We start from the raw sequence: 12,862 nt of genomic DNA, 5'->3' as shown, positions 1-12,862 counted from the left end.
GCTGCAGCATCAGCTCTTGAAAAACGGTTGCCGAACCGTGAGTGCACTGATGCCAGATGCAGACCTCACTTGCCTCGACTTTTGGTGTCGAGGAGGAAGCACCTTTGAAGACCATGGGGAAGAAGGTCTTGCCCACTTTTTAGAGCACATGGTGTTTAAGGGCAGTGCAACCTTGCAGGCTGGAGAATTCGATCGTCGGATTGAGGCTCTTGGTGGCAGCAGTAATGCGGCAACAGGTTTCGATGATGTGCACTTTCACGTGTTGGTGCCGTCCAGCTGCGCACAGAACGCCCTCGACCTGTTGCTGGACCTCGTGCTCAATCCTGCGCTGAGAGAGGACGCCTACGGCATGGAGAGGGATGTGGTGCTGGAAGAAATTGCCCAGTACCGAGATCAACCCGACGAACAAGTGTTCCAAACCCTTCTCTCTCAGGGTTTTGGAAAGCACCCCTATGGCCGTCCAATTCTTGGCTGGGAACAGAGTTTGCTCGACAGCACTCCAGAGGCGATGCGCCAATTTCACAACAGGAGGTATCGCGGACCCAACTGTTGTTTGGCCATCAGTGGCGCTGTGACATCGAACCTGTTGGAGCAGATTCACTCGAGCCGCCTCGCCGAGCTCGAAGTCAATCTTGATCAAGGGGACGAAACCGCATCCGCTTCGCGTTCGCTTGCATTTCACAGCGGACGTCAAAGCATCCGATTTCCTCGCCTGGAAGCAGCTCGTTTGTTGATGGCGTGGCCGATGGCTGCAGCCAGTGATCAAGACAGCGTGATGGGAGCCGATCTGGCGACCACCCTTCTGGCGGAGGGGAGGCGCAGTCGTTTGGTGCAACGCTTAAGGGAAGACCTACAAATTGTGGAATCCATTGATATGGATGTCACGGTGATGGAACAGGGAAGTGTGGTGATGCTGGAGGCCTGCTGCCCTGAAGACCAGATCGAGCAGGTGGAAACCGTGATCGCGGAGGAATTGAACCGGGCAACGCTGGATGCCATCGGTGATGACGAACTGCATCGCGCAAAGCAATTGGTGGGGAATGGGCTTCGATTCAGCTTGGAAGCACCAGGATCCGTTGCTGCAATTGCTGGATCCCAATCCTTATGGGGGCGCAACCAAACGTTGTTGTCTCCGCTCAGTCATCTGCAGACCTGGACGGTTGAGCGCTTGCAACAGTCCCTTTTGCCTCGTTTGCAACCTGAACAAGCGTTCACGCTTCTGGCCTTACCGGAGGACTCTGAATGAGCCCGACTGATTTGGTTTTAGATCCGGTTCAGACACCAGGGGTGTTGGCCGCCAAATTGTGGATCGGTCGTGGAAGCGCTGCTGATCCGATCGGCCAGAGGGGCGCACATCAACTGCTGGCATCCGTGTTGACTCGCGGGTGTGGCTCCCTTGATGCCATGCAAATGGCCGATCTCGTTGAGGGTTGTGGCGCTGGACTTCGCTGTGATACCAACGAAGATGGCTTGCTGATCAGCCTGAAATGCAGGGATCTCGATAGCCCTCAATTGCTTCCCTTGTTGAGCTCGATGGTGCATGAACCCCATCTGCAAGCCGATCAGGTGAACCTCGAGCGGGAGTTGAGTCTTCAGGCACTGCAACGTCAGCGAGAAGATCCCTTCCATCTGGCCTTTGATGGTTGGCGCCATCTGGCCTACGGGCTGGGCCCTTATGGCCATGACCCCTTGGGAGTTGCTGGTGAGTTGGAGCAACTCACCGCAGCATCTCTTCGGCCGATTGCACAATCCCTCAGCGCCGAAGGAGCGATTTTGGCGTTGTCGGGTTCGATTCCAGCGGGACTATTGGACCAGCTCCGAGCAGACGGTATTTCCCCTCAATCCAATTCTGCTGATTTTGATTCGGACGCTAGAGACTTAATTGATCAAGCATCTCTGAGTGCGGAACAAAAGGTTTATCTCCACCCTCAGTCCACCGAGCAAGTCGTGCTGATGCTCGGTCAGCCAACGCTTCCTCACGGACACCCAGATGACCTTGCCCTTCGTTTGTTGCAAACCCATTTGGGTACAGGGATGTCCAGCTTGCTATTCCGCCGCCTTCGCGAAGACCATGGTGTGGCCTACGACGTTGGCGTGCACCATCCAGCAAGAGCGAAGGCCTCACCTTTTGTTTTGCATGCATCCACTGCAGTTGATAAGGCCTTAACCACCTTGGACCTGCTGATCATGAGTTGGCAGGAATTGATGGAACACACGCTGGAGGCAGCAGACCTCAACCTGGCGCGGGCCAAATTTCGTGGTCAGTTGGCTCATGCCTCACAAACAACAGGTCAGAGAGCCGAACGTCGCGCTCAGCTCAGAGGTCTCGGCCTACCCGACAATCACGACCATCGCTGTATGGAGGTTTTGGAGACCCTTGATGGCAAGGCATTGCGTTTGGCGGCATCCCGCCATCTGGCCAATCCACTTCTCAGTCTCTGTGGGCCAAAATCTGCCATCGAATCATTGGCTGAACGATGGAAACAAGCACTTGATCAGCGCTGAGTCTTTGCAAGATTGGAGGTCTTCTTGAATCAGACCAGCAAAATCATTCTTGCTGAGAAGGCTTTTAATCGCTTGGGAAGACGTCTTTTGAGTTCAACGAGTTAATTATTGATTGGTAGCTTTTTGGTTCCAGCAAAAAGCATTAATCGTTAAAAACCGCAAATTCTTTGACCCGTGACATGAAATCCTTCATTTCATGCTCTCAGATGCTGCACGCTAAGTCTGTCCATCGATCTAAATGCATCTGTAGTTCTTGGCCAGAGTATTTATCTGCAAATCTTTGAAATGTGTGGTGCAGTATTAAAATTAAATCGCGCTTGGGAATCTATGGATCATGGATGGGCGAATGAAATTTGATCGAGTCTGTTGAGCCTGCCGATCTGCAAGTACATGAATGCATCCGTGACGGATCACTAAGGATATAGAGACATATTTGATTCTTTTCATTCAAAAGCAAAAGAGTCCCGTATCAAATGAATGTTTGAAGGCAACGCGATGTATGACTCACTTGCTATTGCGTGCATTGCAGGCTGGGGGGCGGAGCCTTCTCTTCTCTGTCGGCTGGTCGACCTGCACCAACTTTTTAGCGTTGGTGATCAAGTTTTTGTGTGACGTATGGATACTTTGTCTGTGGAGATTGCAGTGACTGGTGAGCTGACTCGCGGCGCAGGGTCGAAATTTGCCAAGGTATTCCCATGAAAAAATTGCTTCTCAAACTGATCGGTCCGTTGTTTGCGGCAATTGGTGTGTTTGGCCTCGCTGGATCAGGGATTGTTTGGAATTTCCTAGGTCGTTCCCTTGGTCTCCCCAGCACGGTGGCCTCTCTTGTTGTGTTGATGCTTGGGGTCGTGCTTCTACGCCCCCTGGCTCGTACATCAACATCACTTCCCAAGCCATCCCCATCGTCAGTTCTGAGTGAATCTGTCGCCACAGGATCGGAGTCTCCTGTAGCTGCGTCTGAGCAGGCTCTGACTACAGCCGAATCCATCGCTCGAGAACTGGCCGAATCGCAAAAGTTAATTGACACCGCTCCCCCGGTAAATTTTGCGCCAGAAATACTTTTGCCTGGTCAAGGTGTGCCAAGTCGTAAGCGTCGCCCTGGTGCATCGTTGAAACGCTATAAAACAATGGCAGGAGAGCTATTCGTTACCAAATAATTCTTAGAAGTTTTCATTAACTTGACTTCTTCTTAAGAGCAGTCCAAAAATTGTTTTGCAAGAGCTTGTGAAGCAATAACTTTAGACTCGTTCTGGCTATATTTTTGCTTCGATATGGGTCTTGATTGATAATATTTTTTTGGATGAGTTGCCTCCTCTGCCGTTGGTTGAATGTCAAACAGGTGCTTCTCCAGTCATCTGGTTGATGTGTTGCTAGAGAGAGGGTCATCACTATTTTTTTTGATGAAAGTCGTCCTTTCGCTTGCAACGGCTGCCATGGTGCTTGGTACTTGCGGGGTTACTTTTGCCGGATCAGCAACTCAAGAGGCGATGGATGAAGAGGTCGCGACCAACCGGGCGTTGTCCAAAGTGCCCCAAGGTCAAAAAGTGACTGGTACGTCATGCATCTCCATCGAGATCGGTATGGGTGGCGAGACCTCCTATCGCTGCACAGCGACCTGGGAGTGAAGACACAGCAACCTGTGCTTTTCAGCGCAGATTCAAGGCCTTAAGAGTGAGAGTGCTTCCCATAAAAAAGCCGGCTCTAAAAAGCCAGCTTTTGAGTAGGGATTTTGTTGTTGTTTGAAATCGGAGCGGCGGGATTTGAACCCACGACCCCCACTACCCCAAAGTGGTGCGCTACCAAGCTGCGCTACGCCCCGTCAGAAGGAAACTATCACAGCGCATTCCCAGTTTTGTTGAAGCGTGTGGAACGTTTCAGCAGGCGGTCTGTTAATTCGCTGCGGGCGTCGCTGCTATACCCCCAAACTTGCAAATCCCTTGCAAGGAGACGCAACTCACAGAGTGTCATCGAAGCCAACTGGAGCTCAGGCAGGGTGCGCCAAGCTCGACTGGTCATCGGCATCGCAGAGCGGTTAGGACGCTCGTTCAAGGCAAGCGTTCCATCCGCTAGCCACTCAGGAATGAGCACAACCAAAACGGCAATCAAGCCGTAGAGCTCCACCAATCCCTTAGGCAATGGGTGAAGCCGACGGCGCTGGCGTTGCTCAGGTGAGGGCTTCACGAACCTTTTTTAGGTGCCTTGATGGATCTAAATAAGCGAATTTTCACAGTCAAAACTCTGTTTGTGATCAAATCGCCAAGGAGCTCCCGTTAGGGGTGGATTGCTCTTTCCAAAGAAATGGCTCGGCGTTGTTGTCATTGGGCCTCAGACTGAAGATCAAAACGAACACCAAAACGAGCGTGAGAGCAATCGCGGCCATGACGACCCTGTCTGGCAAGGCGTTGTTCATGGGTTTATGCCTTCAGAGAAATCGGGCTGTTGTCACCGCGCAAAACACAGTGACTGATGGACCAGTCGTAGTGGCTCCAAACAGAACTCGGCAGCTTGTAGTTTGCACCCGCAAAGTCGCCAAGCAAGACACCGCTTGGCATGGCCGAGCAATAGGGCCGGCTGCCTGGTCGGGCTAGGTATTGCTGGTGATACTCCTCAGCTTTAAAAAACACTTGATCGGCCGCGATCTCCGTTGTGATTGCGGCACTGTCTTGTTGGTTTAAGGCTGTTTGATACCAATCACGGCTTGCGCTTGCCAGCTTTGCTTGATGTTCGTTGCTGGTGTAGATCGCGGATCGATACTGACTGCCTCTGTCGTTGCCTTGTTGATCCCCTTGCGTTGGGTTGTGGCATTCCCAAAACAGCTTCAGGAGATCACTGAAATCAATCGCCGTCGTGCTCCACACCACGCGCACCACTTCCGAGTGGCCTGTGCGGCCGCTACAAACTTGTTCGTAGGTTGGATTTTCGACGTTTCCTCCCGCATAGCCAACGGCTGTTGAAACCACTCCAGGAAGTCTCCAAAAGCCTTTCTCAGCTCCCCAGAAGCAGCCGCAACCAAACAGGGCTTCTTCCTGATCGTCCATCAGAGGCGCATTGAGTGCAGTTCCGAGCACTACATGCCGCCCTTGATCGCTGGACGGCTGTGACGAAGTTGTTTGTCCGGTAAGCCAGGAGGGCAGCATCGCGATTTAGTCAGTGACAAAACCCTAGGCAACTGATTTGGGTTCCAGTTGGATGTGATTCAGCAAGGTCGTCACAAAGGCGAACAGCAGAAAAGGCAAGCTCAACACAAGAATGAGACCGACTCCCACAAGAGCGAACAGCGGTTTGGACGACCCCATGAGAGCCAGACCAGAGGCCAAACTCACAAAAATCACTGCCATCCAGGCCAAGATTTGGCCGTAAACGTCGCCGAAGGTGAGGGTGCAGCGCACCGCGAAAGGAGGGCTAGAAGACATCGCTAAAACCTTTTGCTCCAGCTAAGCCCCGAACGCATCATTTGTCGTGACTTTATGGATAAGCGTTTCATGTTTCATGCCACAGCATCTAATCGTTCTGCGGCCTGCTCCCGCTCCCAAAGGCTGCGGTAAGGGCCTTTGACGGTAATGAGTTCGTTGTGATGCCCCTGCTGAACGAGGCGTCCCCGCTCCATCACAAGAATCCGATCGCAAGCTGCCGCTGCCGACAATTGATGGCTGATCATCACAATTGTGCGCTGGGTTTGGCGACGGACGGAGGCGAGAATTTCTGCGGCTGTGTTGTTGTCAACGCTGGCTAAAGCGTCATCCAGCACCAGCAGCGGTGACGTCATCAACAAGGCTCTGCCCAGGGCCGTTCGTTGTCGTTGCCCCCCGCTGAGTGTGATCCCTCTTTCTCCCACCAAGGTGTCAAAACCATCAGGAAAGCCCTTCACATCAGCAAGCAGGCGCGCTTGATCTGCCGCTGCTTCCACCTGATCCATTCCTGCTTCTGGATCTCCGTAACGAAGATTGTCGGCAAGGCTGCTGGTGAACAAGTAGCCCTCCTGTGGAACGAGTGCAATCTGTTCTCTGAGGTCTTGCAGTCGCAGTTGTGTGAGATCGCAGCCATCTAAAAACAGCTGTCCCTCGGGGACTTCCACCATCCGACCAAGGGCGCGGGCCAAGGTGGTTTTTCCACAACCAACAGGACCAACGACTGCCACCAACTCGCCAGGTGCAATGCGGAATGAAAGGCCCCTCAAAGTGTCTTGATCGCTGCCGTCATAACGAACATGCAAATTTCTTGCTTCTAGTTCGCCCTGCATTTGCTCTTTAACAGCGACGGGCTCCAATGGATCAGCAACACGAGGACGGCGTGAAAGGAGCTCCTCGACTCGCTCCAGACTGACCTGACCGGTCTGAAAGGTGTTGAGCGTGAAGCCCAATAAGGCCGTTGGAAAGACCAGACGCTCCACGTAAAGGATGAGAGCAACCAAACTCCCGATGGTGAGAGCCCCTCGCTCAAGCTGCCCACTTCCGAGGGCAATCAAGAGCAGCAAGGAGATGGAGGAAATCCCTTCTAGTAATGGGAAAAGGGTGCTGCGGGTTCGAGCCAAGCGAATGGCCGAATCCCTGTAATTTTTATTCCGAGCGCTAAAGGCGTCCAATTCTGGAGCCTCCTGTCCGTAAATCTTGATCGCTGCGATGCCGGAGAGATCTTCTTGGATGAGCTCACTCAGACCAGCCAAATCTTCCTGTTGGCGTCGCTGTTGGCGCATCATCCGGCCGCCAAACAAGCGCACTGAGCCGAGCATCACTGGATAGAGGGCGATTGCTGCAACGGTTAGTCCTGGATCAATCGCCAACATTGCTGGGAGCGTGAAGGCATAAGCCAAAACAGTGTTGGTCAGGCTGAGGACAGCAAAGCCAAGAAGCCTCCTTACATTTTCAACATCACTCGTGGCACGGCTAATGATTTCGCCGCTACCCGTTTGCTGCACCCAGCCGGGCTCCTGCAGCAACATTTGATCAAATAGTTTTTGGCGTAATTCCACTTCAACTTGCCGTCCAACCCCAAACACCAACTGGCGAGAAATCAGCCTGGCAATGCCCATACTCGTGGCCAGCAGCACGATGAAACCGGCTTGACGCAGAACGTCGGAGATTGCGAACCCGTCTTGTAAGTCATCAATCACCCGCCTTACTTCAAGGGGGATCGTGACGCTGAGAATATTCACCACGACCAGAGTCAGGGCTCCCACCACAACCGTGCGACGGTGCGGACGCAAATAGCGACCGATTAAATCGAGACGGAAGGCGGCCATGCCTGGTGCAGAACAGCTATCAACCTAGGCATTCGTCATGGCTGAAAGTTGGTTCGCAATCTTGATTTTTCCTAGTCTTAGCTAGTCATTGATCAATCTGGTCATTTCTTCATTTTTGGGTAATAGTGGAGAAGTCCCCATCACTCGGCCCGGCGTGCATCTGCACACCGGGCTTTTTTCTGACCAGCACCTTTAATCGCGTTTCTTTCATGGTCACTGCATCAGCGTCCTGGCCCCAACTCCTCGAGCAATTGTTGGCTGGAAACGTTCTGTCTAAAGAGAACGCTGCTGCGCTTATGGAGGCTTGGCTGGCGGAAGAGCTCACTCCAGTTCAGACCGGAGCCTTTCTTGCGGCGTTGCGCGCACGCGATGTTCAGGGCACAGAACTCGCTGCAATGGCCCAGGTGTTGCGCAAGGCGTGTGCGCTCCCAGACGCGAAACCAAACCTTGCTCTTGTCGACACCTGTGGAACGGGTGGTGATGGGGCCAATACCTTCAATATTTCAACAGCTGTGGCTTTCACAGCGGCGGCCTGTGGGGCCACTGTCGCGAAACATGGCAACCGCAGCGCTAGTGGAAAGGTTGGCTCAGCGGATGTTCTTGAGGGATTGGGCTTGCAACTCAAGGCTCCATTGGAAACAGTGGTGGGCGCCTTGTCTGCGTCTGGAGTGACGTTTCTCTTTGCACCCGCATGGCATCCAGCACTCGTCAATCTCGCTCCGCTTCGCCGCAGCTTGGGGGTGCGAACGGTGTTCAACCTGCTTGGCCCTCTCGTGAATCCACTCACACCAGAAGCTCAAGTTCTCGGTGTTGCAAAAGCTGAACTGTTGGATCCGATGGCGGAGGCGTTGCAACAGCTCGGGCTCACCCGTGCTGTTGTGGTGCATGGTGCAGGAGGGCTGGATGAAGCCTCGCTAGAGGGGCCCAACCAAGTGCGCATTCTTGAGAATGGGAACGTTCATGCCGATCAACTCAGCGCCTCTGACTTTGGTTTGACACCTGCTCCCCTTGATGCACTGCGGGGTGGGGATTTGGTGACCAATCAGCAGATTCTTGAGGCGGTCTTAAAGGGTGAAGCGCCTGCTGCGCATCGTGATGCAGTTGCCTTGAACACCGCGCTGGTCCTTTGGGCTGCAGGCATTCAGTCTGATTTGTCTGAAGGAGTGAAGCAGGCTTTGACAAGCTTGGGGGAAGGTCAGCCGTGGCATCGGCTTGTGTCTCTGCGTGATGCCCTGGAAGGTCGCAAGGAAGAATGAGGAGGCCATGGCTGACACTCGCTTCTGCTAATGACCGCTCCTAACCCATTCACAGCGCGTCTGGTCCTGCAGGACGGCACGGTTCTCGAGGGCTTTGCCTGCGGTCGGCGCGGCAGCGTGATCGGCGAGGTGGTGTTCAACACCGGGATGACGGGATACCAAGAGGTCCTAACGGATCCGAGTTATTCCGGTCAGCTCATCACTTTTACGTACCCAGAGATCGGCAATACCGGTGTTAATCCAGATGATCAAGAGGCGGATCAGCCTCATGCCCGTGGATTGATCGTGAGGCAGATGGCTCCTCAGGCGAGCAATTGGCGGAGCAAACAGTCTCTTCCTGAATGGCTGGAGCAAAACGGTGTGATCGGAATTCATGGTGTGGATACTCGTGCTCTGGTGAGGCATCTGCGCGAATTGGGCCCCATGAATGGTGTGATCAGCAGCGACGGTCGCCCACCTCTTGAGCTTTTAGAGGATCTCAAGCAAGCCCCCTCGATGGAAGGGCTCAACCTGGCTGATCAGGTGACCACCCCAACCGCGTACCGCTGGACCAAGTCCTGCAGCGTTGCTTTTGACCAACGGTTTCAAACGCGTCCTGAGCGTCCTTATCGGGTTGTCGCTATCGATTTCGGGATTAAGCGAGCCATTCTTGAGCGATTGGTTAGCCACGGCTGTGACCTAACTGTTTTGCCCGCCAATACAGATCTCGATACCGTGCTCTCTCACGAGCCGGAAGGTGTTTTCCTCTCCAACGGTCCTGGTGATCCAGCGGCTGTGCAATCAGGCATCACGCTGGCCCAACGTTTGCTGGAACATCGTCAGCTGCCGATGTTTGGGATCTGTTTGGGGCATCAAATTCTGGGGTTGGCCCTCGGGGGCACAACGTTCAAGTTGGCCTATGGACATCGAGGCCTTAATCATCCCTGTGGCAGCACCGGTCAGGTGGAAATCACAAGCCAAAACCATGGCTTTGCTCTTGACGCTGGTTCATTGCCCGAGGACAAAATAGAGGTGACTCATTTCAACTTGAACGACCGCACAGTGGCGGCATTTGCCCATCGGAATCAACCGGTGTTTGGCGTTCAATATCACCCTGAAGCAAGTCCAGGCCCCCATGATGCAGATCATCATTTCGCCCGCTTTACGGGCTTGATGGCAGATCGCCGTTGAATCTTGATCAGATCGTGGTGAGAAGCAGCCAATCTCCCTAGAATTTCGTCCAATAGATCATCGGGGGGATGAGTCCCATTACTGAACTGCAGCGATTAACCGTTTCGCTTCGGGGTGGCTTCGAGCAAAAGGGTGGCTGTGTGGTGTTTCATTTCACCGGTCAGCTTGATGCCTATTCCGAGAGTCAGTTTCTGACCTACGTGACTGATGTTTTGAAACCGAATAAGTCACCGGCCGTGATTGATCTCATCAAGATTGATTTTCTTGACTCGTCTGGCCTGGGTGTTCTTGTGCAATTTGCCAAACAATGCAAAGACTCGAAGCGACGCTTTGCGGTTGTTGGCAATGCCCGCGTTGTTCAAACCGTCAAATTGGTGAAACTTGAGGAGTTTCTCCACCTATCGGAAGATCTCGATAAGGCTGTTAGCCAATTGGCAACTTGAGTGACTGGATTCGTTCTCAGTTGCCACAAGAGCCTGAGCGTGATCTTGGATCGTTACAGCTTGCTTGGCTTGGAGATGCTGTTTGGGAATTGCATCAAAGACTGAGGTTTTGCAAAACTCCAGGACGATCCCAGGATCTTCACCAAGCGGTCGTTTCTCTCGTCAGGGCTGATGCTCAGGCGGCCGCATTAGAGAAACTGGATCCGTTTTTGACAGATCAGGAACGCGATTATGTAAGGCGTGGACGCAATCGGGCTGGCCGTGGACCCAAGCGAGCTGATGCCGGCGTGTATGGCAGAGCTACGGGATTTGAGACAATGATTGGCTGGCTCTTTTTGCAGAATCCGGCGCGGCTTGCGCAGCTCTTGGATCGACTTGAGGAGACCGACACCGTCCTGTCATAACCACCCCTGCTATGAGCTCACGATTCGATCGCCGCCCTCCCTCTGGCTCTGGCAGCGGCTCAGGTTCACGCAGTCGACGTCCGTTTCGTGATGGATCACCACCCATCCGTCGCGATCGGGATGACAGCTGGGGGGGACGTCCTGAAAACGGAAACAGCGAGCGACGTTCCAGTGACCGTCGTCCCTCGGATCGGCGCTTTTCAGAACGTCGTTCTGGCGACGCGTATGGAAAGGACCGTCGACCTGCTTTTGATCGCCGCTCGTCCGATCGAAGCCCTTCAGATCGACAGTTTTCGGATCGAAAGTCTTCAGATCGATATTCTTCGGAACGGCAATCTTCTGATCTCAGGCCCTCCGACGATCGTCGCTCCGCTGAGGGCCGCTCTCCAGGCAACCGTTTTTCAGATCGTCGCTCAAGAGATTCGGTCTCGAGTGACCGCCGTTCTTCATTCGATCGTCGACCCTCATTTGATCGGTCTTCAGATCGCACCTCAGATCGTTCCACTGGGGATCGCTCCTCAATGGATCGCTCCTCCTCAGACCGGTTCAATGACAGTCGTCCCCCTGAAGGCTCTTTCTCAGATCAACGTTTTTCCGAACGTCGTTTTAAAGATTCGGGCTCAACGGATCGTCGTCCTTCTTCTGATCGCCGTTCTACTGATCGCCGCTCGTCTGATCGCTCCTATGGAGAGCGTCGAGCGCGTTTTGCGGAGCGTCGTGGTCAGGGCGGCAGCGTTGGTAAAAGCTTTTCAGCACGCTTGGACGACAAACCCCGTGGTGAGTCCAGTCCTCATGCCGCGGAGGCTGTTGCCGATGACTTGCTCTGGGGGCGTCATGCCACTCAGGCGGCTTTAGAGGCCGGAAGACCCATCCATCGCATTTGGTGCACCTCTGAGCTGCGCAGTGCCGCGAAATTCCTTCAGCTGCTCAGGGATGCCAAATCGTCCGGAGTGTTAGTTGAGGAGGTCACCTGGGCAAGGCTTGGCCAGCTCACCGGTGGCGCTGTGCACCAGGGCATTGTTTTGCAAACTGCCGCAGCTGAAACCTTTGACCTTGATGATTTGGTGAATGGATGCAGCGCCTTGGACGAGGCACCGCTGTTGTTAGCCCTGGATGGTTTAACCGATCCCCATAATTTGGGCGCCATTGTGCGCTCAGCTGAAGCGCTTGGAGCTCATGGTGTTGTGCTTCCTCAGCGAAGAAGTGCTGGATTAACGGGCTCTGTCGCGAAGGTTGCTGCCGGTGCGCTTGAGCACTTACCTGTTGCTCGGGTCGTCAATCTCAACCGTTCTCTTGAGACCTTGAAATCGTCTGGTTATCGGGTTATTGGCTTGGCTGAGGAAGGTGATCTCACCCTTGAGGAGGTGGATCTGGATGGTCCGTTGGTGATTGTGACTGGCTCTGAAGGGCAAGGACTTTCGATGTTGACGCGTCGTCATTGCGATCAGTTGATCCGCATTCCCTTGCGAGGCGTGACCCCCAGCTTGAATGCATCCGTTGCTACGGCCCTTTGTGTGTATGAGGTGGCGCGTCGCGGCTGGATGAAGGGTCTCAAGGGACAGAACCCATCGCCACGAATTACGAGGCCGAAGTTGGCCGGACCAGCTGTCGAAACAGCCCCTGTCGTTCCAGAGCTTGGAGACGCCAAGATCTCTGATCAGCCCTCTGACCAGCCTTCTGATCAGCCCTCAGAAAAGCCCTCTGGTGCGGTTTATGAGCACGTTTCTGAGCAGGCCTCAGAGGGTCCACTGGTCAGTGTTGATTTAGAGCAGGAGTCTGAAATGTCAGGAACTGATGCTTTTGCAGTGAGTATTGATCTCTAATTTCGAGCAAATGTCTTGAAGC

Annotated in this window: 14 protein-coding genes and 1 tRNA gene; 9 read left to right on the top strand and 6 right to left on the bottom strand. The window is 53.7% G+C overall.

Features of this window, described 5'->3' with window-relative positions:
• The first annotated feature begins 49 nt into the window (after positions 1-49).
• From SynSYN20_RS08575 to SynSYN20_RS08560, 4 genes are all read left to right on the top strand, one after another.
• Complete coding sequence (locus SynSYN20_RS08575; protein WP_186525540.1) at positions 50-1,246, top strand: pitrilysin family protein; 1,197 nt, start codon at positions 50-52, stop codon at positions 1,244-1,246.
• On the top strand, positions 1,243-2,505 hold the full coding sequence (locus tag SynSYN20_RS08570; RefSeq protein WP_186522999.1) for a pitrilysin family protein: 1,263 nt from the start codon (positions 1,243-1,245) through the stop codon (positions 2,503-2,505). The genes SynSYN20_RS08575 and SynSYN20_RS08570 overlap by 4 nt, the downstream gene beginning before the upstream one ends.
• A gap of 695 nt (positions 2,506-3,200) precedes the next feature.
• On the top strand, positions 3,201-3,662 hold the full coding sequence (locus SynSYN20_RS08565; RefSeq protein WP_186522997.1) for a hypothetical protein: 462 nt from the start codon (positions 3,201-3,203) through the stop codon (positions 3,660-3,662).
• A 243-nt stretch (positions 3,663-3,905) separates the two neighbouring features.
• The gene (locus SynSYN20_RS08560) at positions 3,906-4,130 is read left to right on the top strand and encodes a hypothetical protein (RefSeq protein WP_186522995.1); all 225 of its coding nucleotides are present in this window, start codon (positions 3,906-3,908) and stop codon (positions 4,128-4,130) included.
• A gap of 120 nt (positions 4,131-4,250) precedes the next feature.
• On the opposite strand, the gene SynSYN20_RS08555 is transcribed toward SynSYN20_RS08560, so the two are convergent.
• The 6 genes from SynSYN20_RS08555 to SynSYN20_RS08530 all read right to left on the bottom strand — a co-directional run bounded on the left by SynSYN20_RS08555 (position 4,251) and on the right by SynSYN20_RS08530 (position 7,744).
• A tRNA-Pro gene (locus tag SynSYN20_RS08555) sits at positions 4,251-4,324 on the bottom strand.
• A 14-nt stretch (positions 4,325-4,338) separates the two neighbouring features.
• Positions 4,339-4,686, bottom strand: coding sequence for a hypothetical protein (locus SynSYN20_RS08550; protein WP_186522993.1), 348 nt, complete (start codon positions 4,684-4,686; stop codon positions 4,339-4,341).
• Between the two features lie 67 nt (positions 4,687-4,753).
• The gene (locus tag SynSYN20_RS08545; protein WP_186522991.1) at positions 4,754-4,915 is read right to left on the bottom strand and encodes a hypothetical protein; all 162 of its coding nucleotides are present in this window, start codon (positions 4,913-4,915) and stop codon (positions 4,754-4,756) included.
• 4 nt (positions 4,916-4,919) lie between these two features.
• Positions 4,920-5,642: a peptide-methionine (S)-S-oxide reductase MsrA gene (msrA, locus tag SynSYN20_RS08540; protein WP_186522989.1), complete on the bottom strand. Its 723-nt coding sequence runs from the start codon at positions 5,640-5,642 to the stop codon at positions 4,920-4,922.
• Positions 5,643-5,666: 24 nt separating this feature from the next.
• A complete protein-coding gene (locus tag SynSYN20_RS08535) occupies positions 5,667-5,918 on the bottom strand; it encodes a hypothetical protein (protein ID WP_048346672.1) in 252 nt (83 codons plus the stop codon).
• A 74-nt stretch (positions 5,919-5,992) separates the two neighbouring features.
• On the bottom strand, positions 5,993-7,744 hold the full coding sequence (locus SynSYN20_RS08530) for an ABC transporter ATP-binding protein (RefSeq protein WP_186522987.1): 1,752 nt from the start codon (positions 7,742-7,744) through the stop codon (positions 5,993-5,995).
• Between the two features lie 209 nt (positions 7,745-7,953).
• Between SynSYN20_RS08530 and trpD the strand changes: the two genes are divergently transcribed.
• From trpD to rlmB, 5 genes are all read left to right on the top strand, one after another.
• Entirely contained in the window at positions 7,954-9,000 is a 1,047-nt protein-coding gene (gene trpD / locus SynSYN20_RS08525) for an anthranilate phosphoribosyltransferase (protein WP_186522985.1), read from the top strand.
• 30 nt (positions 9,001-9,030) lie between these two features.
• Complete coding sequence (gene carA, locus SynSYN20_RS08520; RefSeq protein WP_186522983.1) at positions 9,031-10,170, top strand: glutamine-hydrolyzing carbamoyl-phosphate synthase small subunit; 1,140 nt, start codon at positions 9,031-9,033, stop codon at positions 10,168-10,170.
• A 68-nt stretch (positions 10,171-10,238) separates the two neighbouring features.
• Complete coding sequence (locus SynSYN20_RS08515) at positions 10,239-10,613, top strand: STAS domain-containing protein (RefSeq protein ID WP_186522980.1); 375 nt, start codon at positions 10,239-10,241, stop codon at positions 10,611-10,613.
• Positions 10,610-11,017 (top strand): Mini-ribonuclease 3, encoded by a 408-nt coding sequence (locus SynSYN20_RS08510; protein WP_186522978.1) that lies wholly within the window; start codon positions 10,610-10,612, stop codon positions 11,015-11,017. The genes SynSYN20_RS08515 and SynSYN20_RS08510 overlap by 4 nt, the downstream gene beginning before the upstream one ends.
• Before the next feature lie 11 nt (positions 11,018-11,028).
• A complete protein-coding gene (rlmB, locus tag SynSYN20_RS08505; RefSeq protein ID WP_186522976.1) occupies positions 11,029-12,840 on the top strand; it encodes a 23S rRNA (guanosine(2251)-2'-O)-methyltransferase RlmB in 1,812 nt (603 codons plus the stop codon).
• Positions 12,841-12,862: the final 22 nt, after the last annotated feature.

This window comes from Synechococcus sp. SYN20 (assembly GCF_014279555.1).
Lineage (GTDB): Bacteria > Cyanobacteriota > Cyanobacteriia > PCC-6307 > Cyanobiaceae > Synechococcus_C.
The sequence above is the reverse complement of the archived record's forward strand: the minus strand, read 5'-3'. Positions and strand labels throughout refer to the sequence as shown.